The following is a 22,172-nucleotide window of genomic DNA, read 5'->3' as shown; positions in this document are numbered from 1 at the left end:
AAGAAAGTTAGGAAAAGTCTTCCATGGATACGATTCATACCTTAAGTGAACTGCTAAAAAACAGCGGCTGTGATTACCAAATTTTTGATTTGGGACGTCGAATTAAAACCATTTCCAACCAAACCTTTGCTGATATTGAACAAGGTCAACAACCTTACCCATATCCGTTGCAACGTAAAGCGCACCTTGCGATTGCCTATTGGAACCAAGCAAAACAACCTTGGATTTGGTTTCTTAAATTTGAACTCGACGAACGCGGCTTACTGAAACAAACTGAAGTGGGTAACTTTATCAAGTATGTACTCGAAGCCATGGGTACGCGCCTAAACCAGGAAATGACTGAAGATCAGCAACAAAAACTGGCGAACAATCCCTATACGTTTAAACCAACTGAAGAAAAAATGGCGGTTTTCCATAGCCAGATTCGTGCGAACTTGGGACTTGCTTGCAGCCAATACTATGAGCATGCTCAACACTACTTCTCTGCCGGTCTTGGCTGGGATAAATGGCAAACGGTTGGTCTGCAGGGCATCACGGATATGTGCGCACGCTTAGGCCAAGAAGAAAATGGCGTGATGATCCGTAACGCGCTCAAATCGTTGCCGAACGAACCACTTTATGCCACCTTGGGCGCGCTTGAGCATGTCGACATCAGAGACAAGCTCGCGACACGCATCGCGGATTTAGCCCAAGTTGAAATCGACAGCCAAAATCCAGATCTCTTTTTATTGTCCGCTTATGCGCGCGCCCTAGCCGGTGCCGAGATCAACGTTTCTGCACCCTTGATTGGTGCAATTTTGGCGAATCCTCGTTTGAGCCATCAAGAAGTGTTAATAGGTATTGCCGGCCGATGTTGGCATTTATTGACCAATGCCTCAACCGCAGAACAATTTCTGCTGCGCTTAGCTCAGACTGGTAATCAAGCGTTGTTTAATCAGCTGTTTGCTGATTTAGTCATGCTACCTGAATTGCGCATGGTGCTATTACCACTATTGCATTCTTCACCTTCGCCAGAACTGGCAAATGCATTACTAAAACTGCAGCAAGCGACTAAGGCATAAATACGAGAGACTTATGATTTCTGATCTATTGGCTATTTTGGCGTTATGCTTTGTGTGTATGCTTTTCTGGCAGCAACGTCGCCAATCTGAACTGGCTAAAATAGCGATTCAACGTAAGTGTGAACAACTGGAACTGCAACTGATCAGCACCGCATTGAAAAGTCATAAAATCAAAACGCCAGACGGAGTCTGGCGTTGGCATAGTGTCTATCAATTTGAGTTTTCAGCCCTGGGTGATGATTGCTACCAAGGCGAATTGATCATGCGAGGATTTCATGTAGCAAAGTTTCATTTGCCACCTCATCGGATGTAAATAGATACTCATTGTATGGGCCAAAGTCATTGTTGCTTTGGCCTTTTAGCTCAAAACCCAACTTTTCTAACAGACGATTTGAAGCCGTATGAGCCATATTCGACGTCGCTTTGATCTTATGTAATTGCAGATCTCTCACCGCTTTACTAAAAAATGCCTTAAGCGCTTCGTAGCCTATCCCTTGTCCCCAATATGCTTTATCAAAAATATACCCCAGTTCTGGCTCGCTATCGAGATGACTAATAAATATATGCCCCATATAATCACGAGTACGGCTATCGAGCACTGCGCGAGCATATAAGGTTTCATCATTTAAGATATTTTGAAATAGCAGTTTAGCGGTAGCAACGGTATGCGGTCCATCCAGGTAAGCGCGATTTTTTGCGCAACAATTAAGAACCAAAAAATCCGACTGTAACGACTCGTTATAGGGTACCAATAACGCTCGGCGAGTTACAATAGTCACAACACTTCCTTGCTTTATAAACAATATTTTTAAAAGACGCTCTATCTTTATAAGCTAGAGTCTAAGCCGAATGTTAAGCCAAACTGAAATACCTAAATGGTGAGTCTTTAGCAGGTGCAGAGATTTATTTATCTAGCGTCACTGATTGTCGAATCAGGCGCTTGTCTTTGACTGAACCCTTGTTGCTAAGCTTCTCTAATCTAATAGGTATGTTTGTTTATTTTTAGAATTGACGTTGTTAGATTTATTTTTTGTATAAGAAAAGCCCCGACACGTGAGTATCGGGGCTATAGTCTCACTCGCAGCAATCCAGCCACTATAGATGCTCCATGCATCATCCTTAATAGCTACTGAATCCTTCAGTAATTTCCGTCCATCGCTATCCTAGCGGTGTCCTTTAATTCCTATTAGCTAACCAATCCCCGTTAGCGCACTTCACTTGATCCCTGAGCGGTGTCCCTTGCATCATCCTAATGCTGTCCTTTCTCTATCCTAGAGATGTCCTACGCATTCCATGCCAGTGCTAAGCCTTTTGCACTGTGAGATCCTTCGTCAGTCCTTGCTCCATGCTAGTTCATCACTCCGGACGAACTTAAATTCTTCTTCCTGAAGATAACCACATCCTTAGTGGTTGTGTTTCTTTGTCAAACTCCATTCGACAAAGACTAATTTACGCGAATCTAAGCTAGAAACAATTGCTCAAAGTCACAATTACACAACCTTGCCGTGAGTATATAATCATCATTACCTTACAAGTCATAAGGTTACAGCATTAAGTCGACAAATGTAGTGGTTTACTAAGTTGTTTTTCCTACACGGCATGTAAGAGATCTCGCACAGATGATTTCCTATTTTTCCATTCGCCAACAACAAGACGAATCGCTATGATGCTCTAATAGCCAACAATGACGTTACAACGCTAAAAGGAACCGTCAATGCTTACTAAAGATGTCAGCCTAGAACTTGAGCAAATCATTACCGCCTTAATTGCTGAAGGCAAAGAGCCAACCGTCGCATTGGTCAAAGCACGCCTAAAAACATCCGTGCCGATGCCTGCACTCATTAGTACGATTAAAAGTTGGAAAAGTAGCAGCCGAGTGCCAAAAATTGAAGTAGCCGCTGAGGCAAAACCGGAATCGGATCGCATCACTCAATTGGAAGCACAAGTGCAAGAATTGCAGCAACGGCTTGCCCAGTTAGAAGCGAAGTTAGGTTAAGAAAGGCCTCCCTCTCAATTCTCAACTCTCAATTCTCAATTCTCAATTCTCAATTCTATACAGCCTTAAAAAAGAAAGGCTCAGCAATGCTGAGCCTTTGTCGTTTGATTAACCGTTACCTACTACCAGCCGGTAATCTCGCGTAGTGCTTTGCCGATATCAGCCAACGACTTCACCGTTTTAACACCCGCTTCTTCCAGCGCGGCAAACTTATCTTCTGCCGTACCTTTACCGCCTGAGATGATGGCACCTGCGTGGCCCATGCGTTTGCCTGGAGGCGCTGTTACACCAGCGATATAAGACACAACCGGCTTAGTGACATTATCTTTGATAAATGCCGCTGCTTCTTCTTCTGCCGTACCACCGATTTCACCGATCATCACAATCGCTTCGGTTTCTGGATCGGCTTGGAACAGTTTCAAAATATCGATAAAGTTTGAACCCGGAATTGGGTCACCACCGATACCAACACACGTCGATTGGCCAAAGCCTTCGTCTGTAGTTTGCTTAACCGCTTCGTAGGTCAAGGTGCCCGAACGAGATACGATACCGACTTTACCTTTCTTATGAATGTGACCAGGCATAATGCCGATCTTACATTCGTCTGGCGTAATCACACCCGGACAGTTTGGACCGATCATCACCACACCCGCTTCATCAAGACGTACTTTTACATCCAGCAGATCAAGCGTTGGAATGCCTTCTGTAATCGTGACAATGAGCTTGATACCAGCATCGATAGCTTCAAGAATGGCATCTTTACAAAATGGCGCAGGCACATAAATAACCGATGCGGTTGCACCCGTTACTTCAACCGCGTCACGCACAGTATTAAATACCGGTAGGCCAAGGTGCATTTGACCACCTTTACCTGGTGACACACCGCCAACCATTTTTGTGCCGTAAGCAATTGCTTGCTCAGAGTGGAAAGTCCCCTGACCACCCGTGAAACCTTGACAAATAACCTTGGTATCTTTGTTAATTAGTACTGACATTATTTGCCCTCCGCTGCCGCTACGACTTTTTCTGCAGCTTCTGATAGAGAATTTGCAGCGATGATGTTTAGGCCACTTTCAGCCAATTTTTGCGAACCAAGTGGTGCGTTGTTACCTTCTAGGCGCACAACCACTGGCACTTCAACACCAACTTCTTCAACTGCGCCAATAATGCCTTCGGCAATTAGGTCGCAACGAACAATACCACCAAAGATATTAACGAACACCGCTTTGACATTACTGTCAGAAAGGATGATCTTAAAGGCTTCTGTTACGCGCTCTTTGGTTGCGCCGCCGCCAACATCAAGGAAGTTAGCTGGCTGACCACCGTGCAAATTAACGATGTCCATCGTACCCATCGCAAGGCCGGCACCATTCACCATGCAGCCGATATTGCCATCCAGTGCGACGTAGTTTAGCTCCCACTGAGCTGCATGTGCTTCACGCTCATCTTCTTGCGAAGGATCGTGCATTTCACGCAGTTTTGGCTGACGGTAGAGTGCATTTGAATCAATATTAATTTTACCGTCGAGACACAATAGATTGTCATCGCCAGTAATCACCAGAGGGTTAATTTCAAGTAGCGCAAGATCGTATTGCGCGAACATCTCGCCAAGACCAATAAAGATCTTAACGAACTGTTTAATTTGGTCGCCTTTAAGGCCCAGTTTAAACGCCAGCTCACGGCCTTGATATGCCTGAGGGCCAACGAGTGGATCGATAGCCGCTTTATGAATAAGTTCCGGCGTTTCTTCCGCTACTTTTTCAATTTCCACGCCACCTTCGGTTGAAGCCATGAATACAATACGTTGAGTCGAGCGGTCTACAACCGCGCCTAAGTAAAGTTCGTTAGCAATGCTTGACGCTTCTTCGACTAGGATTTTCGATACCGGCTGACCATTGGCGTCAGTCTGGTAAGTTACTAGATTTTTACCTAGCCACTTTTGCGCAAATTCTTTTACGCCATCTTTCGTATCGTGCAATTCAACGCCGCCCGCTTTACCGCGGCCACCAGCGTGAACTTGACACTTAACGACTTTCTTCTCAGTACTAATACGGCCCGCCGCTTCAAACGCTTCTTGTGGGGTGTCACAAGCGTAGCCTTCTGGCACAGGCAAACCGAATTCTGCAAACAGCTGTTTGGCTTGGTATTCATGCAAATTCATTTTGATATTCCGTTTATTATTCCCTTAAGGGATTTATAATTTCCATAACGTCACAGTTTGAGCACTGCTTTTACGTCTGTAGGGTCTTCTCAAATCAATCGCAATACGATTCAAATGAAGGCCGGACCGTTGAGCGAGTCTAGCCTCTGCCACTTTAAGCGTCGAGCTATCGGCGATAACTCGACGTTTCAGCGATATTAAACGTCTAATAAGAGACGTGCTGGATCTTCAAGTAACTCTTTAATGGTCACAAGGAAGCCCACTGACTCACGGCCATCGATTAAACGGTGGTCATAAGACAATGCCAAATACATCATTGGCAAGATTTCAACTTTGCCATCAACGGCCATTGGACGGTCTTGGATCTTATGCATACCCAAGATAGCCGATTGTGGCGGATTGATGATTGGCGTTGACATCAGAGAACCGAACACACCACCATTGGTGATGGTAAAGTTACCGCCCATCAATTCATCAACCGTTAACTTACCGTCACGGCCTTTGATTGCGAGCTCTTTAATGCCTTTTTCAACATCGGCGAAACCCAATGTGTCACAGTCTTTAAGCACTGGTGTTACTAGGCCACGTGGCGTAGAAACCGCCATGCTGATATCGAAATAGTTGTGGTAAACGATGTCTTCTCCATCGATCGATGCATTCACTTCTGGGTAGCGTTTTAGCGCTTCCGTTACCGCTTTTACATAGAACGACATAAAGCCCAATCGAATGCCATGACGCTTTTCAAACTGCTCTTGGTACTGTGCACGCAAGTCCATGATTGGTTTCATGTTGACTTCATTAAACGTCGTCAACATCGCGGTACTATTCTTCGCTTCAAGCAGACGATTTGCCACCGTCTTACGTAGACGTGTCATTGGTACACGCTTTTGGCTACGAGCAGCAGCCGGCGCTGGTGCGATTTCATCTTGCACTGCTGGCACCGCTTTCGCGTTAGCCAAATGCGCATCAATGTCTTCACGAGTAATACGGCCACCAACACCGGTACCTTTAACCTGATGAGCTTCCAGACCATGCTCAGCCAATAAACGACGAACTGCAGGGCTTAGTGCATCGTTGCTCTCTTCCGTTAGAGATGCTTTATGACGCTTATCAGGGGAAGCTTGAGACTCTTCCGTCGTGTCGGTTGTTGGTTCACCAGCAACCGCTCCTGGTTTGATCTTGGCAATTAACTGCTTCGACAAAACCGTCGCACCTTCAACTTCAATAATGGCTTCAAGTATGCCCGCTTCTGGTGCTGGAACTTCAAGAACCACTTTATCTGTTTCAATATCAACCAAAACATCATCACGAGCGATAATATCGCCCGGTTGTTTGTGCCAAGTAGCCACGGTTGCGTCAGCGACTGATTCAGGTAGATCTGGAACCAGAATTTCAATTGTCATTTCTATCTTCCTTATACTTCTAGTTCTTTATTCGGGGTTTTAGAATCTGAGGTGTTTGAACTAATCGTCAGAGCATCTTCAACCAACGCTTTTTGTTGTTTCAAGTGAACCGACATATAACCTACAGCGGGCGATGCTGATGCTGGACGACCTGCGTATTTCAGATCCGTTCCTGCTGGAATCGCTGCGCGGAAGTTATGCTGGCTACAGTACCAAGCACCTTGGTTTTGAGGCTCTTCCTGACACCAAACGAAGTCTTCGACATTGGTGTACGCTTCAATCGCGGCTTTCACTTCTTCCAGAGGGAATGGATAAAGCTGCTCGATACGTACAATTGCAACATCTTGTTGTTCATCTTTACGACGCTGCTCAAGTAGGTCGAAGTAAACCTTGCCCGAACAGAACACAACACGCTTAACTTTCTTCGCATCCAGTTGATCAATTTCAGGGATCGCTGGAAGGAATGTACCTGCTGATAAATCTTCTAAACTCGACGTACACAATGGGTGACGTAAAAGAGATTTAGGAGACATCACGATCAGAGGACGACGCATTGGGCGCACAACCTGACGGCGGATCATGTGGTAAACCTGAGCCGGAGTCGAAGGAACGACCACCTGCATATTTTGTTCTGCACACAATTGTAGGTAGCGCTCCAAACGGGCTGACGAGTGTTCAGGGCCTTGACCTTCATAACCATGAGGTAACAACATTGTCAGGCCACATAGACGTGCCCATTTCTGCTCACCCGATGAGATAAATTGGTCAATCACGACTTGAGCACCATTGGCAAAATCACCAAATTGCGCTTCCCAAATGGTTAAACCACTCGGCTCTGCGGTTGCATAACCATACTCAAAGGCCAATACCGCTTCTTCAGACAACACCGAGTCAATCACTTGGAATGGACCTTGTTTGTCATGCACATTCGCCAGTGGAATATAGGTACTAGCATCTGTTTGATTGTGCAAAACGGAATGACGGTGGAAGAAGGTGCCACGGCCAGCATCTTGGCCCGAAATACGGATACGCTTGCCATCGTCAACTAAGGTGGCGTAAGCCAATGTTTCAGCCATACCCCAGTCAACCGCTTTCTCGCCGCTCATCATCGCGATACGATCGTTGTAAAGCTTGTTTACACGGCTTTGCAGCTTGTGGCTTTCAGGTACTTGACATAAGCGATGGCCAAGTTCAACCAAACGTTCTCTGCCATATTGGCTGTCCCATTGAGTGTCCCACTCGTGACCAAGGTACGGAGACCAATCAACCGAGTGTAACGCCATTGGACGCCACTCTTTCACCACAACTTCACCACGATCTAGCGCATCACGATACTCATTGACCATCTGCGTGGCGGTTTCAATATCGTAGTCACCACGTTCAATTAGAACGTCGGCGTAAAGTTTACGAGGAGTTGGGTGCTTTTTGATTTTTTGATACATCAGCGGCTGAGTCGCATTCGGCTCATCCGCTTCGTTGTGACCATGGCGACGGTAACAAACCAAATCAATCACTACATCACGCTTAAACTCATTACGGTAATCAAGCGCAATTCGCGTCACGAATGCCACCGCTTCTGGATCATCAGCATTAACGTGGAAGATCGGAGCCTGCACCATTTTTGCAATATCAGTACAGTACATGGTTGAACGCATATCGCGTGGGTTAGAGGTGGTAAAACCAACTTGGTTGTTGACCACGACTCGCACCGTACCGCCGACGCGATAACCACGTGCTTGTGACATATTGAATGTTTCTGCCACTACACCTTGACCCGCGATTGCTGAGTCACCGTGAATGGTGATTGGCAGTACTGTGCTGCCATCTTTATCGCCGAGGCGATCCTGACGTGCACGTACCGAGCCCATAACCACTGGGTTGACGATCTCAAGGTGAGAAGGGTTAAATGCCAATGCTAAGTGAACATCGCCGCCCGGTGTAGCAAAATCAGCCGAGAAACCTTGGTGATATTTTACATCACCGGTACCCCATGATTCGCCGTGTTTACCGGCAAACTCATCAAACAGATCTTGCGGCTTTTTACCCAGAACGTTAACCAGCATGTTGAGACGACCACGGTGGGCCATACCAATCACGACTTCGCGCATACCACTTTTACCCGCATGACGAATCAGCTCTTTCATCATTGGGATCATGGCGTCGCCACCTTCCAATGAGAAACGCTTCGCACCAGGGAATTTCGCGCCTAAGTATCGCTCAAGGCCTTCCGCTGCAGTCAATTCATCTAAGAAGTCACGCATTTCCTCTGCAGAAAACTGAGGTTCACCAACCACTGGCTCTAAACGTTGTTGAATCCAACGCTTTTGCTCAGTATCGATGATGTGCATGTATTCTGCGCCGATAGAACCACAGTAGATTTTTTTCAACGCAGCAAGAATATCTTTCAATCGCATGGTCTCTTGACCAATAGCAAATGAACCTACGTTGAAGCTTTCTTCTAAGTCGTCTTCGGTAAGATTATGGAATGAAGGATCTAGTTCAACCACCGGAGGGCGGTTCCATAGACCGAGGGGATCAAGTTCAGCTGCTTCATGGCCGCGGAAACGGTACGCATTGATCAGCTGAAGTACTTTAACTTGTTTAGCATCGACATCGGGGTCACTAACTTGGACATTGTAATGCTTTGTTTCTTGAGCGAGTCGACGGAAGTAATCACGGACACGTGAATGCGGTTGTTCAACTACATCCTGATCAGGCTTAGGCAGCCCATCAAATACACGAATCCACTCCTCACTTACCAGATCGGGATCACTTAGATACAGTTCGTAGAGATCCTCTACATACGTTGCATTGGCGCCAGCCAAGTGTGAAGACTCGAGCCATGCCTTCATCACGCCGTTGTGCATATTTTCCCTTAACCAGTAGTTTTCACGTTTGCTTCGGTCTATCCCGAGCTTGTAATAAGCCGCTGTTCATCAATGAACAGCGGCAATCTTATCTCTATCTACACTGAGCGATTGACCAGCATTGTCTTGATATGGCCAATTGCTTTGGTCGGATTTAATCCCTTAGGACAAACACTTACACAATTCATTATGCCATGGCAACGAAAAACGCTAAAAGCGTCGTCGAGATCGGACAATCTTTCATCTGTTGCAGTATCACGACTGTCAATTAGCCAACGATACGCCGCTAATAGACCCGCTGGACCGATAAATTTATCCGGATTCCACCAGAACGATGGGCACGAAGTTGTACAACATGCACACATAATACATTCATACAAACCATCAAGATGTGCTCGCTCATCTGGCGTTTGAAGATTCTCGCGTGATGGTGGCAACGCCCCTTCGGTGTGCAAGAACGGCTTCACTTTCGCGTAATTATCGTAAAACTGCGTCATATCTACGATAAGGTCACGAACAACCGGAAGTCCCGGTAACGGACGAATAACAATCTTATCTCCAGCAAGCGCTGATAGCGGTGTAATACAAGCAAGACCATTTTTACCGTTCATATTCAAACCATCGGAACCACACACACCTTCACGGCATGAGCGACGGAATGAAATTGTCGGGTCTTGTTCTTTGAGTAGAATCAGCGCATCCAAAAGCATCATGTCTGAGCCTTCTTCTACCTCAAGAATGTAGTCTTTCATATATGGTTTATCGTCAACATCTGGATTGTAACGATACAAAGAGAAGTTCATTTTCATCATTTATCCTCCCTTAGTATGTACGAGCTTTCGGCGGGAAAGCTTCACGATGTATTGGCTCCATATTCACATTACGCTTCGACATTGCTTCAGTCTCAGGGTTGTATATGGAGTGACATAGCCACTGCTCATCATCCCTATCAGGGAAGTCAAAGCGAGCATGAGCGCCACGGCTTTCAGTACGGAAGTTAGCGGCAACGGCTGTCGCGTAAGCTGTTTCCATTAAGTTTTCGAGTTCAAGACACTCAATACGCTGGGTGTTAAATTCCGTCGATTTATCAGCAAGATGCGCATTCTTCAGACGCTCACGGATCACTTTTAGCTCTTCAAGACCTTTGGCCATTGCATCGCCTTCACGGAATACCGAGAAATTATTTTGCATGCACTGCTGAAGGTCTTTACGAATTTGAGCAGGATCTTCACCGTCAGTACTGTTTTCCCAACGGTTATAACGCTCAAGTGAACGCTCAATATCAGCGTCTGTTGCAGGTTTCGCCTCTGCTTGCTTATTCAGCACTTCACCAAGGTGCAGTCCCGTTGCGCGGCCAAATACCACGAGGTCAAGCAATGAGTTGCCACCCAAACGGTTTGCGCCGTGTACCGATACTGATGCAATTTCACCGCAGGCAAACAAGCCTTGGATTTCAACATCATTACCCGCGTCATCTTGTTTAATCGCTTGGCCAGAAACTTGGGTCGGCACACCGCCCATCATGTAGTGACAAGTCGGTATAACTGGAATTGGCTCTTTGACTGGATCGACGTGAGCAAAGGTGCGTGATAACTCACATACACCTGGTAGGCGCGACTCAAGAGTTTCTTTACCTAAGTGATCCAGTTTCAATTTAATGTGTGGACCCCAAGGACCATCACAGCCACGACCTTCACGAATCTCAATCATCATTGAGCGAGCAACCACGTCACGACCTGCTAGGTCTTTGGCATTGGGTGCGTAACGTTCCATGAAACGTTCGCCATCTTTATTAAGAAGGTAACCACCTTCACCACGACAACCTTCCGTCACCAGCACACCTGCGCCAGCGATACCGGTTGGGTGGAACTGCCACATTTCGATATCTTGCATTGGTACACCGGCACGAATTGCCATACCAACACCATCGCCGGTGTTGATGTGCGCATTAGTGGTTGATGCGTAAATACGCCCTGCACCACCCGTAGCCAGAATCGTTGCTTTAGATTTGAAATAGCACACTTCACCCGTTTCCATGCAAAGTGCGGTACAACCGAGAATGGCGCCGTCTTCATTTTTGACTAAATCAAGCGCATACCACTCTGAAAAGACCGTGGTTTTGTGTTTGATGTTTTGTTGATACAAGGTGTGCAATAACGCATGACCTGTACGGTCAGCCGCCGCAGCTGTTCGAGCGGCTTGTTCGCCACCAAAGTTTTTCGACTGACCACCAAACGGACGTTGATAGATTGTACCGTTATCAAAACGAGAAAAAGGTAGGCCCATCTTCTCAAGTTCAATCACCGATTCAGGACCGTTTTTACACATGTATTCGATCGCGTCTTGGTCACCGATGTAATCGGAGCCTTTCACGGTATCGTACATATGCTGTTCCCAATGATCTTCGTGCGCATTACCAAGCGCAACCGTAATACCACCTTGAGCAGAAACCGTATGAGAACGAGTTGGGAAAACTTTAGACAGCAGCGCACATGAAAGGCCCTGCTCAGAGATTTGTAGTGCAGCACGCATGCCCGCACCACCTGCGCCGATTACTACGGCATCGAATTCACGAACTGGAATAGACACTTACGCACCCCACAAAATAAACAGACCAGAGAAGAAGTAACCTAATAGCAATGCCACCACACCAACTTGCAATCCACCACGCAATTTGGCGCATTTGATATAGTCAGTCAGAACTTGCCAGAGGCCTATCCACGCATGGATCAATACGCAAGTCAGCGTCACCATGGTAAAGGCTTTGGTGAAGGTTCCCGCGAAAAATTGGGTCCAAGAAACGTAAGAAATATCGGTGAACGCGCAAAAGCTCACCAAGTAGATCGTGTATAAGGTCATAAGAATGGCAGTGACACGAATCAATAGGAAATCATGTACACCGTTACGACCAAAGGATGAAACGTGTTTTACCATACCAAAATCCCCGCAAGTAACGACAACACACCAGTCACAGCAAAAGAGACTTTAGCGCTTAACGCACCTGTGTCGAGTTCTTCAAAATAGCCCATATCCATCAGCAGATGACGGATACCGCCAACAATGTGGTAGGCTAAAGCGGTTAGTATGCCCCACAGAATAAATGTTACGAACCAACCATCAATTAGGTCAGCCGCTTTCATAAATCCTACAGGGGAGGATAGAGATAGAGACAGCAACCACAGCAGGATACCGACTGCTACAAATGTAATCACACCCGCCACACGATGGACAATGGATGCGATAGCAGTGATCGGAAAGTGCATGGTTTGCAAGTCTAGGTTTACAGGTCTTGACTTTCTTTCTTTCACGGGCTTGCTCACTCAGCTCACTAGAGCATTTATAGTTATTAAAGAAATCGAGAGCTGAACCCAACAAAATTTAACATTAAGTTAACAAAAAGCCACCAAATAAGACTCTAAAATTGTAAACACAATGTTAACAACAACATCCGAGAATCTATAAAATATTACTTTCGACCCTTGAATTTATTAGGTTTCTCTCAAATTTCACATCGTTACTATACGATTGGCAACATTCTAATACAATTGATGTAACAATTTTTGCTACACAGACCAGATTTTTAACTTATTACGCGCAAAAAATAATAACAAGTGCACACATCAGAGGAGAATAATTGACTTTGCACGTGAAGAGACGTACAAAAATGGCACATAAACATCCTGGATGGATTAAATAATAAACAAAGGAGATTGTTATGGCGGATAAGAAAGCGACCCTTCACGTTGAAGGTAAAGCGCCAATCGAACTGCCGATTATGGATGGGACAATTGGTCCTCAAGTAATCGATGTTCGTAAACTTGGAGCAAATGGCTACTTTACCTTTGACCCAGGTTTTCTTGCCACTGCATCTTGTGAATCTCAAATCACCTACATCGATGGCGGCAAAGGTGTCCTACTACACCGTGGCTTCCCTATCGATCAGTTAGCGAATAATGCTGACTACTTAGAAGTTTGTTACATTCTTCTTTACGGTGAAGCCCCTACTCGTGAGCAATACGAACAATTTAAAACAACCGTCACTCGTCATACTATGGTGCATGAGCAAATCGCTAGCTTCTTCCATGGTTTCCGTCGTGATGCACACCCAATGGCGGTTATGTGTGGTGTGGTTGGCGCACTTGCAGCTTTCTACCACGATTCACTTGATATCAATAACGATGTTCACCGCGAAATTGCGGCATATCGTCTACTATCCAAAATGCCTACATTGGCGGCTATGTGTTACAAGTACTCCATTGGCCAGCCATTCATCTACCCACGCAACGATCTTAACTATGCGGAAAACTTCCTACACATGATGTTTGCTAACCCATGTGAAGAATACGAAGTGAACCCTGTTGTAGCCCGTGCGATGGATAAAATTTTCACTCTGCACGCAGACCACGAGCAAAACGCATCAACCTCAACGGTTCGTCTAGCGGGTTCTTCTGGTGCTAACCCATTTGCCTGTATCGCAGCCGGTATTGCATCGCTTTGGGGCCCTGCTCACGGTGGCGCAAACGAAGCTTGCTTGAAGATGTTGGAAGAGATCGGCAGTGTCGATAACATTCCTGAGTTTGTTGAGCGCGCGAAAGACAAAGATGACCCATTCCGACTAATGGGCTTTGGTCACCGTGTTTACAAAAACTACGATCCTCGTGCAACGGTAATGCGTGAAGCGTGTCATGAAGTACTGACAGAGCTTAATATCCAAGATCCACTGCTGGATGTTGCGATGGAACTTGAGCGAATCGCACTGTCTGATGAGTACTTTGTATCGAAGAAACTTTACCCGAACGTAGATTTCTACTCAGGCATCATTCTTAAAGCGATTGGTATTCCTGTTTCTATGTTTACGGTTATCTTCGCGATGTCTCGTACCATCGGTTGGATTGCACACTGGAATGAAATGCACAGTGATCCTGCTAACCGTATCGGTCGTCCTCGTCAGCTTTACACTGGTCAAACACAACGCGAGTTTGCACCAATTCACGAGCGCGAATAGAAGCGAGAAGCGAGAAGCGAGAAGCGAGAAGCGAATAATTGTGAGGGTTGGCGTGAAAGCGTCAACCCTTTCTTTTTAGAGGTGCGAGAACAGAGATTCGAAAACGAGCTGCGCTCTCAGGAACGCTTCGCTGCGAGATTCGAGAGATTCCCGATTACGCTCCTTCGTCGCTATCGAGAATGACATCGTTTAAGTCCTGAACTTTATCGTCATCCTCAAGAGCGAGGCACAAGCGAGTTGGGGATCTCGCTTTTAAGCTCTCTATTCTCGCCTCTCAAAGGACGAAGTCCGCTCTCGGTTCTCAAATTCTCGCTTCTCAAACTCTCGCCTCTCGAAGCAAAGCGTTCTTCAAGACAAAGTCGCCCTTAAACCGGATTATCGATATCAATAAAGGTCACATCCAAACCGTGCTCAGCGGCTAGCCACTCACCCAGCGCTTTAATACCGTAGCGCTCCGTTGCATGATGGCCTGCAGCGAAGTAATGAATATCAAGCTCACGCGCACTGTAAGTGGTACGCTCTGAAATCTCACCAGAGATAAACGCATCTAAGCCGTGTTGCGCCGCCAATTCAATGTAATCTTGACCACCGCCTGTGCACCAACCAATCGTTTCAATCAACTTGTCAGCGTTGTCAGGCGCAATATGCAATGGGGCTCTATCGAGCACTAGATTAATGCGTTCCGCAAGCTGAGCACCCGTTAGAGGCTGTTTTAAGCGACCAAACATTGCCACTGATTGAGGATGACCTTCAAGGCCACCTTCTACTTCAATCTCAAGCAAACGGGCTAATTGCGCGTTATTACCCAGCTCAGGATGAATATCGAGTGGTAAGTGATAACCCAATAGATTGATGTCATTTTTAATCAAGGTACGAATGCGCTTACCTTTCATGCCTCTAATTGGGTCTGGTTCGCCTTTCCAAAAATAGCCGTGATGCACCAACAGCGCATCGGCGTTAAGCTCAACCGCTTTATCAATTAACGCTTGCGACGCCGTGACGCCAGTCACGATGACGTTAACCTCAGCCGCCCCTTCGACTTGCAGACCGTTTGGGCTGTAATCTTTGATCAATTGAGGGGACAATTTTTCGTTAAGTAATTTTTCTAGTTGTAGATTATTCATCTTACTTTCCAGTATCCTGACTTGAGCGACGTGTATTGTCGTGGTTATAGCAACTTCACTGCTTAATGTCGAAAAAAACGCGAACAATTGCTAACGGATTATCATGACTGCCCTGACTGATTTTTATGATTGGATTCTTACCCAGCCTAACCTGATTACAGCCGATCAGCCCTTTAGTGATATCAGCCATTTGCAGGTACAACCTCTTGCTAAGAACAGCCAGTATCATGGTAATCGCCGCTTAGGTTTTCTTTATCAACACTTGTGTACTGAAGCCTTCAAGCACAGTGACATTTACCACGTTGCGATGGAAGAAATACAGCTAAACCAAGCGGGTAAAACGCTCGGTGCTATTGATCTGTTATTGCATAACCAGCAACGCGATCAACTTGAGCATTGGGAAGTGGCGATCAAATTTTACTTACTGCATCAAGGAACATGGTTTGGCCCCAATGCCCATGATCAGCTTGATAAAAAGCTCGATCGCATGCTCAATCATCAATTGGCAATGTCTTGTTCTGACACCTTCCACCAGCAGTATCCACAGCTTGAAGTGGCATCTCATCATTTGTTGATGCAAGGGCGACTCTATACCAACCCGTTTAGTGACGAAACTATCCCAACCCATTGTCTTGGCTATCCGCTCAATGGCCAACTCATCAATGGCTATTGGTGTTATTACTCGCAATCTAAACAAATCAAGCAACCGCTGTTTCACCTGCCAAAAGAGCGCTGGGCGATTGGCTTAGGAGAGCAGTTAGAGCCGATTAACCCCAGTCCTGAGCGCTTTATCCATGCCCAAACCAAAGACGGTCAATTTTGGTTTGTAGTGCCCGATCGCTGGCCGCACGGGTGAGCGAAGAAGAACGCATCGCTTTGAGAGGCGAGAGGTGAAAAGCAGAACGCTGCGCTTCGAGAGACGAGAGGTGAAAAGCAGAACGCTACGCTTCGAGAAGCGAGAGGTGAAAAGCAGAACGCTGCGCTTCGAGAGGCGAGAGGTGAAAAGCAGAACGCTACGCTTCGAGAAGCGAGAGGTGAAAAGCAGAACGCTACGCTTCGAGAGACGAGAGGTGAAAAGCAGAACGCTACGCTTCGAGAAGCGAGAAAATACGAGAAGCGAGATATGAGAAGCGAGATATGAGAAGCGAAAACAGAACGCTGCGCTCGACGCTTTTGCTCTATTCTCGCCTCTCGATTCTCAAAAAAAGAGCCGACTTTCGTCAGCTCTTTTTTATCAACATCAAACTTGATGCTATAAACCGGCGTCCTTGAACACTTGGTTTACGATCTCTTGAGCTTCTTGCTCGATTTGCTTAAGGTGCTCTTCACCTTTAAAGCTTTCGCAATAGATCTTGTAGATATCTTCAGTCCCTGATGGACGAGCGGCAAACCAGCCATTTTCCGTGGTCACTTTCAGGCCACCGATTGCAGCGCCATTGCCTGGTGCGTGCGTAAGACGAGCAGTGATCGCGTCACCAGCAAGCGTATCGGCAGCGACCATCTCTGGAGAAAGCTTCTTCAATACGTCTTTTTGTGGCCCATTTGCCACCGCTTGAATACGGTTGTATTTCGATTCGCCATGCTTCGCCGCTAGCTCTTCGTAATATTGTTGTGGGTTTTTACCGGTTACTGCCGTAATTTCCGCCGCGAGTAAGCATAGAATGATGCCATCTTTGTCGGTTGACCAAGGTGTGCCGTCTTTACGCAGGAACGATGCCCCTGCACTCTCTTCGCCACCAAAACCAAACTGGCCGCTGTATAAGCCATCCACAAACCACTTAAAACCAACTGGCACTTCGCATAGTTCACGACCAAGATCGGCAACAACACGGTCAATCAGAGCACTAGAAACCAGTGTTTTACCTACCGCAACCTCTTTACCCCAGCCTTGACGATGACGGTACAGGTAATCGATACAGACCGCTAAGAAGTGATTTGGATTCATCAAACCTTTTGCGGTCACAATGCCATGGCGGTCGTAATCAGGATCATTACCAAATGCCAAGTCATAATCGTCCTTAAGCGCCAACAGACCCGCCATTGCGTATGGCGATGAGCAATCCATTCGTACCACGCCATCTTTATCTAATGACATAAATTGGAACGTAGGATCAATGGCTTCGCTCACCAAAGTCAGATCGAGATTGTACGCTTTACCAATTTGACGCCAGTAATCGATACCGCTACCACCCAATGGATCAACACCGAGCTTTAAGTTGGCTTTTTGGATCGCTTCCATATCAATGACATTCACTAGATCATCAATATAAGGCTTAACCAGATCCACTTGCTTAAACAGTGGTGATACTTTCGCCTCGGCAAGCTGCATGCGTTTCACGCCTTGCAAACCTTCAGCAATCAGAACGTTAGCACGGTTTTCAATCGCTTTAGTCAGCGCATCTTCCGCAGGGCCACCATGAGTCGGGTTGTATTTAATACCACCATCTTGCGGTGGGTTGTGTGATGGCGTAATCACAATGCCATCCGCTTTATCTTGATGTGCAAGGTTGTAGGTCAAAATAGCATGAGATACACCCGGAGTTGGCGTGTAGCCATTGTCTTGCTGAACAATTACTTCGACACCATTCGCCACCAACACTTCAAGTACGCTGGCAAATGCTGGTTCAGACAATGCGTGAGTATCTTTACCCACAAACAGCGGACCTTTAGTGCCTTGCTCGGCACGTACTTCAGCAATCGCTTGTGCGATCGCCAAGATATGGTTTTCATTAAACGTCGCTTTGTCTGCCGTGCCGCGGTGACCAGATGTACCAAACTCAACTTTGTGTGCTGGGTTACTTGGTTCAGGTTGCAATAAGAAGTAATTTGAAACTAACGCAGGAATATTGTGTAAATCCTGTTGTTGAGCCTTTTGTCCAGCTCTCGGGTGCATAGCCATTTTGACATCCTTTCTAAATTTTATAGATACAAAAAAGCCTCATAACTGTGTGAACGAATATTATGAGGCTCTGTGCTACAAACTAGATTGAGAGGGTTACTTTTTCAATTAAGTCTGCAGGGAAACTCATCCGTGACATGAGTTGGTCAACCATTTGTCTTTTACGACTGGTATTGTTATTAGTAATCACCCAGAAAGGTGATGCTGGAATCGCTTTCGGTTTGGTGGTGTTGCCATTAGCAAGCAAAGTCTGCTCGTTATCAGCAAAGTAAACACGCTTGCGACCTTTAACTTGAGTCGCTTCCGAAAAGCTTTCTGAATCAATACGATGTAACGTTGAAAGAACTAGCATAAAACGGTCAATGGCTTTTTTAAGGCCAGCAAACTCATCTGAAATCAACAGAGAACGCATTTCTTTCACGCCATCCAATTGAACTTCTTTAACAGCATCTTTACTCACCACTAAGCCGATAGGCTCAATGATAGGTTGCTGTTGAGCGGCCTGAACTTGTCCATCTACATTCAACAATCGACGCAAAATATCGGATGCACTTTCACCGATATGTTGGGTTTGACCTGCGATGTAACGGTATAGATCCTCATCAACCTCAATTGTTTTCATTCGCTTTTCACAATCTCTATGTTTAAACTCTGTGGCGATTATAGCGAGATCTTCTCTCAGACTCTACGTTAAACCAGTCACGAATAAGATAAAATGTCACAACAGCTGAACTACAAACTCGAAGGTGAGGGTCACACCATTGTTTTGATCCACGGTTTATTCGGTAATCTCGATAACCTTGGTCTTCTTGCGCGCGACTTAAAACAAGATCACCAAGTATTGAGTATCGATCTCCGTAACCATGGCCAATCATCACATTCGCGCGATCATTCTTATGCAGATCAAGCCCATGACGTTGCCCAACTAATCACACATTTGGCCATAGAGCGCTTCACGCTCATTGGCCACTCTATGGGTGGTAAGGTCGCGATCAAAGTGGCTGAACAGCTAGAGAGCCAAGTTGAACAACTGATCGTACTCGACATGGCCCCAGTGGCATACACCCAACATCGCCATACTAACGTGTTTGCCGGCCTAAAAGCGGTCGAGGCGCATAAACCAACCGACCGTAAACAGGCAATGGCTATTCTCGCTGAGCACATTGAAATTGAAGGCGTGCGTCAATTTTTGAGTAAATCCCTGTATAAACATGATGATCACCTTGCTTGGCGTTTTAATGTCGCAAATCTCTGGGACAACTACGACAATATTATTGGCTGGCAGCCTATCAACAAGATTGCCACTGCTACCTTGTTCATTAAAGGTGCCGACTCTGATTACCTGCTGCCCGCGCATCAAGCACAGATCCAAGCGCAATTTCAGCACGTAAAAGCACACGTCATTGCTAATACAGGGCATTGGTTGCACGCGGAAAAGCCAGCAGAGGTTTTGCGTACTATTCGTAAATTTATTGCTCAATAACGCAATGATTTAACACTAACCGATAACTTTAAAGCGATGCGATAACACGGTTAACAACGATTTTAATCGCGTAGAATGCAGCGATACTGATTTATAAAGGTATAAGCATAAAGTGAGAGACGATCGCATTAACTTTGGTGAATAACAGTGGTATAGTGCTGCGCAAGTAAATTAGCATAAAGGGATACCATGCTTTACGACTACATGAACATGATCGAGTCTATTGGTCTCGACCTGTTGTTCGCCGCTATCTTTTTCTTAATTGGTATGGCGATTAAAGATGTATTGAAGGCAGGTAATGTTCCTCCTTTTGGGCGTCGCATCGTGTGGTTAGTTCTGTTTCTCGGTTGTGCTGGATTTATCGTTAAAGGTTTAATTCAGCTAAGTTGGGAAGGAACAGGCTTAGGTTAACTCTTAGCCAAATGCTAATAAGTAGACAATTGTAAAGGTAATGATTCTATGGCAAGTGTAGGTATCTTCTTTGGTAGTGACACTGGTAACACCGAAGCTGTTGCAAAGATGATTCAAAAACAACTAGGTAAACAACTAGTTAACGTTCAAGACATTGCGAAAAGCAGCAAAGAAGACATTGATAACTTTGATCTTCTTCTACTCGGTATCCCTACGTGGTATTACGGTGAAGCGCAATGTGATTGGGATGACTTCTTCCCAGAACTTGAGCAAGTCGATTTCTCTACCAAGCTTGTTGCTATTTTTGGTTGTGGTGATCAAGAAGATTACGCAGAGTACTTCTGTGATGCGATGGGCACAGTACGTGACATCGTTGAAGCAAAAGGCGGCACAATCCTAGGTTACACTGCAGCGGCAAGCTACGAGTTTGAAGCGTCTAAAGCCCTTGTTGAGGGCGACGACAGCCAATTTGTTGGTCTATGCATTGACGAAGATCGTCAACCAGAACTTACCGAAGAGCGTGTAAACAACTGGTGTAAACAGATTTACGATGAAATGTGCCTAGCTGAGCTAGAAGGCTAATTTCTAAAAACCTCCTACGGGAGGTTTTTTTATACCTCATTGTCTTCCATTTGGCGGTATTGCGGCTTTTTACGCACATAGAGCTTACGCTGTACCTTCGCAACAACCTCGCCTTGCTCATCCTTTATATGGATGACGAATTCAGGGAAACTCTTATCACCAAAATGAGTCTGACGATAAATATCATCAAGTTGCCCCATCGATAGATCAAAGTCGGCAAACAGATCGCCTCGTCCAGGCTGAACGAAGTCAATGCTTGCTTGTTTATCCCATACAAAATACTGCTCGCCTAAAATCCCCATAAGCATCAACGCATAGATAGGATCTGTGAGTGAAAATATGCTGCCGCCATACTGGCTGCGATTGGCATTTTTATTCCACCAGCGTAGCTTCAATCGAACCCTTACTTGGCGGAAATCATCGCTAATAAAGAGGATTTTTATCCCAGCCCCCCAAAATGGCGGCCAAACATTTAAAGCAAATTTAACAAAACCAGGCCTGTAAACCCTTGAAAATAAAGAACTCATATAACTACGCTAATACCCAACCAACTAAAGTTAATGAATTGTAACTGATTAGACCAGTTTTATCCGTGACACCCCACAACTTTACAATAAATATGAGTAACCCTTTGAAGTTCGTGGTTTATTGTTATCGTAACCTGCCCTATAATGGTGACAATATTGAATTCTGTTCAACACTGCAGATCATCAACAGGAAAGTATATGTCAGACAATAATCAAGCGCTCAAGGATGCTGGTCTCAAGGTAACACTACCTAGACTTAAAATATTAGAAGTACTACAGCAACCTGACTGCCAACACATCAGTGCTGAAGAGTTGTACAAAAAACTGATCGATCTTGGTGAAGAGATTGGTCTTGCGACTGTTTATCGAGTATTAAACCAATTTGATGATGCTGGAATCGTAACGCGCCACCATTTTGAAGGCGGTAAATCTGTCTTTGAACTATCAACTCAACATCATCATGACCACCTAGTGTGTCTTGATTGTGGCGAAGTGATCGAGTTTTCTGACAACGTGATTGAAGAACGTCAACGTGAGATTGCGGCCAAGTACAACGTGACTCTGACTAACCACAGTTTGTACCTATACGGTAAATGTGGTGATGGAACCTGTAAAGGTAACCCAGACGCTCACAAAGCAAAGTAAAACAAAAA

General features: G+C 45.7%; 22 protein-coding genes. 9 read left to right on the top strand and 13 right to left on the bottom strand.

What is annotated here, in order from left to right:
• Window positions 1-23: 23 nt before the first annotated feature.
• On the top strand, window positions 24-1,061 hold the full coding sequence (locus RH85_RS01870; protein ID WP_006710484.1) for a DUF3549 family protein: 1,038 nt from the start codon (window positions 24-26) through the stop codon (window positions 1,059-1,061).
• Window positions 1,062-1,074: 13 nt separating this feature from the next.
• Complete coding sequence (locus RH85_RS01865) at window positions 1,075-1,374, top strand: DUF3301 domain-containing protein (protein ID WP_039948394.1); 300 nt, start codon at window positions 1,075-1,077, stop codon at window positions 1,372-1,374.
• Here the strand turns inward: RH85_RS01865 and RH85_RS01860 are convergent.
• Window positions 1,322-1,840: a GNAT family N-acetyltransferase gene (locus RH85_RS01860; protein WP_006710482.1), complete on the bottom strand. Its 519-nt coding sequence runs from the start codon at window positions 1,838-1,840 to the stop codon at window positions 1,322-1,324. The genes RH85_RS01865 and RH85_RS01860 overlap by 53 nt on opposite strands.
• A 935-nt stretch (window positions 1,841-2,775) precedes the next feature.
• Between RH85_RS01860 and RH85_RS01855 the strand changes: the two genes are divergently transcribed.
• Complete coding sequence (locus RH85_RS01855) at window positions 2,776-3,057, top strand: hypothetical protein (RefSeq protein ID WP_006710481.1); 282 nt, start codon at window positions 2,776-2,778, stop codon at window positions 3,055-3,057.
• Window positions 3,058-3,179: 122 nt separating this feature from the next.
• Here RH85_RS01855 and sucD read toward each other — a convergent pair whose 3' ends face one another.
• The 8 genes from sucD to sdhC all read right to left on the bottom strand — a co-directional run bounded on the left by sucD (window position 3,180) and on the right by sdhC (window position 12,808).
• A complete protein-coding gene (sucD, locus tag RH85_RS01850; RefSeq protein WP_005599004.1) occupies window positions 3,180-4,052 on the bottom strand; it encodes a succinate--CoA ligase subunit alpha in 873 nt (290 codons plus the stop codon).
• Window positions 4,052-5,218 (bottom strand): ADP-forming succinate--CoA ligase subunit beta, encoded by a 1,167-nt coding sequence (gene sucC, locus RH85_RS01845; RefSeq protein WP_005599007.1) that lies wholly within the window; start codon window positions 5,216-5,218, stop codon window positions 4,052-4,054. The genes sucD and sucC overlap by 1 nt, the downstream gene beginning before the upstream one ends.
• Before the next feature lie 197 nt (window positions 5,219-5,415).
• Window positions 5,416-6,621 (bottom strand): 2-oxoglutarate dehydrogenase complex dihydrolipoyllysine-residue succinyltransferase, encoded by a 1,206-nt coding sequence (odhB, locus tag RH85_RS01840; protein WP_006710480.1) that lies wholly within the window; start codon window positions 6,619-6,621, stop codon window positions 5,416-5,418.
• A gap of 11 nt (window positions 6,622-6,632) precedes the next feature.
• Window positions 6,633-9,488 (bottom strand): 2-oxoglutarate dehydrogenase E1 component, encoded by a 2,856-nt coding sequence (sucA, locus tag RH85_RS01835; protein ID WP_006710479.1) that lies wholly within the window; start codon window positions 9,486-9,488, stop codon window positions 6,633-6,635.
• Between the two features lie 98 nt (window positions 9,489-9,586).
• Window positions 9,587-10,297, bottom strand: coding sequence for a succinate dehydrogenase iron-sulfur subunit (locus tag RH85_RS01830; protein WP_006710478.1), 711 nt, complete (start codon window positions 10,295-10,297; stop codon window positions 9,587-9,589).
• 13 nt (window positions 10,298-10,310) lie between these two features.
• Entirely contained in the window at window positions 10,311-12,077 is a 1,767-nt protein-coding gene (gene sdhA / locus RH85_RS01825; protein WP_006710477.1) for a succinate dehydrogenase flavoprotein subunit, read from the bottom strand.
• The gene (sdhD, locus tag RH85_RS01820) at window positions 12,078-12,422 is read right to left on the bottom strand and encodes a succinate dehydrogenase, hydrophobic membrane anchor protein (RefSeq protein ID WP_006710476.1); all 345 of its coding nucleotides are present in this window, start codon (window positions 12,420-12,422) and stop codon (window positions 12,078-12,080) included.
• On the bottom strand, window positions 12,416-12,808 hold the full coding sequence (sdhC, locus tag RH85_RS01815) for a succinate dehydrogenase cytochrome b556 subunit (protein WP_006710475.1): 393 nt from the start codon (window positions 12,806-12,808) through the stop codon (window positions 12,416-12,418). The genes sdhD and sdhC overlap by 7 nt, the downstream gene beginning before the upstream one ends.
• A gap of 395 nt (window positions 12,809-13,203) precedes the next feature.
• On the opposite strand from sdhC, the gene RH85_RS01810 reads away from it, so the two are divergent.
• The gene (locus RH85_RS01810; protein ID WP_006710474.1) at window positions 13,204-14,493 is read left to right on the top strand and encodes a citrate synthase; all 1,290 of its coding nucleotides are present in this window, start codon (window positions 13,204-13,206) and stop codon (window positions 14,491-14,493) included.
• Between the two features lie 365 nt (window positions 14,494-14,858).
• Here RH85_RS01810 and RH85_RS01805 read toward each other — a convergent pair whose 3' ends face one another.
• Entirely contained in the window at window positions 14,859-15,617 is a 759-nt protein-coding gene (locus RH85_RS01805; RefSeq protein WP_006710473.1) for a Nif3-like dinuclear metal center hexameric protein, read from the bottom strand.
• Between the two features lie 103 nt (window positions 15,618-15,720).
• On the opposite strand from RH85_RS01805, the gene RH85_RS01800 reads away from it, so the two are divergent.
• The gene (locus RH85_RS01800; protein WP_006710472.1) at window positions 15,721-16,473 is read left to right on the top strand and encodes a DUF1853 family protein; all 753 of its coding nucleotides are present in this window, start codon (window positions 15,721-15,723) and stop codon (window positions 16,471-16,473) included.
• Window positions 16,474-16,869: 396 nt separating this feature from the next.
• On the opposite strand, the gene pgm is transcribed toward RH85_RS01800, so the two are convergent.
• Both pgm and seqA read right to left on the bottom strand, forming a co-directional pair.
• On the bottom strand, window positions 16,870-18,516 hold the full coding sequence (gene pgm / locus RH85_RS01795) for a phosphoglucomutase (alpha-D-glucose-1,6-bisphosphate-dependent) (RefSeq protein WP_006710471.1): 1,647 nt from the start codon (window positions 18,514-18,516) through the stop codon (window positions 16,870-16,872).
• An 82-nt stretch (window positions 18,517-18,598) separates the two neighbouring features.
• Complete coding sequence (seqA, locus tag RH85_RS01790; protein WP_006710470.1) at window positions 18,599-19,138, bottom strand: replication initiation negative regulator SeqA; 540 nt, start codon at window positions 19,136-19,138, stop codon at window positions 18,599-18,601.
• Between the two features lie 93 nt (window positions 19,139-19,231).
• Here seqA and RH85_RS01785 point away from each other — a divergent pair, with 93 nt between their 5' ends.
• From RH85_RS01785 to fldA, 3 genes are all read left to right on the top strand, one after another.
• Complete coding sequence (locus RH85_RS01785) at window positions 19,232-19,999, top strand: alpha/beta fold hydrolase (RefSeq protein ID WP_006710469.1); 768 nt, start codon at window positions 19,232-19,234, stop codon at window positions 19,997-19,999.
• A 189-nt stretch (window positions 20,000-20,188) separates the two neighbouring features.
• Window positions 20,189-20,410, top strand: a complete 222-nt coding sequence (locus RH85_RS01780; RefSeq protein ID WP_006710468.1) for a DUF2788 domain-containing protein — start codon at window positions 20,189-20,191, stop codon at window positions 20,408-20,410.
• Window positions 20,411-20,458: 48 nt separating this feature from the next.
• A complete protein-coding gene (fldA, locus tag RH85_RS01775) occupies window positions 20,459-20,992 on the top strand; it encodes a flavodoxin FldA (protein ID WP_006710467.1) in 534 nt (177 codons plus the stop codon).
• Window positions 20,993-21,021: 29 nt separating this feature from the next.
• Here the strand turns inward: fldA and RH85_RS01770 are convergent, their stop codons facing one another.
• Window positions 21,022-21,519 carry a DUF4442 domain-containing protein gene (locus RH85_RS01770; RefSeq protein WP_006710466.1) on the bottom strand — a complete coding sequence of 166 codons (498 nt, stop codon included), beginning with the start codon at window positions 21,517-21,519 and terminating at the stop codon, window positions 21,022-21,024.
• A 198-nt stretch (window positions 21,520-21,717) separates the two neighbouring features.
• Here RH85_RS01770 and fcrX point away from each other — a divergent pair, with 198 nt between their 5' ends.
• Window positions 21,718-22,164, top strand: coding sequence for a ferric iron uptake transcriptional regulator FcrX (gene fcrX / locus RH85_RS01765; RefSeq protein WP_006710465.1), 447 nt, complete (start codon window positions 21,718-21,720; stop codon window positions 22,162-22,164).
• Window positions 22,165-22,172: the final 8 nt, after the last annotated feature.

This window comes from Vibrio ichthyoenteri ATCC 700023 (genome assembly GCF_000222605.1).
Taxonomy (GTDB): domain Bacteria; phylum Pseudomonadota; class Gammaproteobacteria; order Enterobacterales; family Vibrionaceae; genus Vibrio; species Vibrio ichthyoenteri.
This window is presented reverse-complemented; position numbering and strand designations above follow the sequence as displayed.

Excerpts from the sequence above, each read along its gene's own strand:
- RH85_RS01870 (WP_006710484.1), top strand. The coding sequence starts at position 24 with ATGGATACGATTCATACCTTAAGTGAACTGCTAAAAAACAGCGGCTGT.
- RH85_RS01865 (WP_039948394.1), top strand. The coding sequence starts at position 1,075 with ATGATTTCTGATCTATTGGCTATTTTGGCGTTATGCTTTGTGTGTATG.
- RH85_RS01855 (WP_006710481.1), top strand. The coding sequence starts at position 2,776 with ATGCTTACTAAAGATGTCAGCCTAGAACTTGAGCAAATCATTACCGCC.
- sucD (WP_005599004.1), bottom strand. The coding sequence starts at position 4,052 with ATGTCAGTACTAATTAACAAAGATACCAAGGTTATTTGTCAAGGTTTC.
- sucC (WP_005599007.1), bottom strand. The coding sequence starts at position 5,218 with ATGAATTTGCATGAATACCAAGCCAAACAGCTGTTTGCAGAATTCGGT.
- odhB (WP_006710480.1), bottom strand. The coding sequence starts at position 6,621 with ATGACAATTGAAATTCTGGTTCCAGATCTACCTGAATCAGTCGCTGAC.
- sucA (WP_006710479.1), bottom strand. The coding sequence starts at position 9,488 with ATGCACAACGGCGTGATGAAGGCATGGCTCGAGTCTTCACACTTGGCT.
- RH85_RS01830 (WP_006710478.1), bottom strand. The coding sequence starts at position 10,297 with ATGAAAATGAACTTCTCTTTGTATCGTTACAATCCAGATGTTGACGAT.
- sdhD (WP_006710476.1), bottom strand. The coding sequence starts at position 12,422 with ATGGTAAAACACGTTTCATCCTTTGGTCGTAACGGTGTACATGATTTC.
- RH85_RS01810 (WP_006710474.1), top strand. The coding sequence starts at position 13,204 with ATGGCGGATAAGAAAGCGACCCTTCACGTTGAAGGTAAAGCGCCAATC.
- RH85_RS01805 (WP_006710473.1), bottom strand. The coding sequence starts at position 15,617 with ATGAATAATCTACAACTAGAAAAATTACTTAACGAAAAATTGTCCCCT.
- RH85_RS01800 (WP_006710472.1), top strand. The coding sequence starts at position 15,721 with ATGACTGCCCTGACTGATTTTTATGATTGGATTCTTACCCAGCCTAAC.
- pgm (WP_006710471.1), bottom strand. The coding sequence starts at position 18,516 with ATGGCTATGCACCCGAGAGCTGGACAAAAGGCTCAACAACAGGATTTA.
- seqA (WP_006710470.1), bottom strand. The coding sequence starts at position 19,138 with ATGAAAACAATTGAGGTTGATGAGGATCTATACCGTTACATCGCAGGT.
- RH85_RS01785 (WP_006710469.1), top strand. The coding sequence starts at position 19,232 with ATGTCACAACAGCTGAACTACAAACTCGAAGGTGAGGGTCACACCATT.
- RH85_RS01780 (WP_006710468.1), top strand. The coding sequence starts at position 20,189 with ATGCTTTACGACTACATGAACATGATCGAGTCTATTGGTCTCGACCTG.
- fldA (WP_006710467.1), top strand. The coding sequence starts at position 20,459 with ATGGCAAGTGTAGGTATCTTCTTTGGTAGTGACACTGGTAACACCGAA.
- RH85_RS01770 (WP_006710466.1), bottom strand. The coding sequence starts at position 21,519 with ATGAGTTCTTTATTTTCAAGGGTTTACAGGCCTGGTTTTGTTAAATTT.
- fcrX (WP_006710465.1), top strand. The coding sequence starts at position 21,718 with ATGTCAGACAATAATCAAGCGCTCAAGGATGCTGGTCTCAAGGTAACA.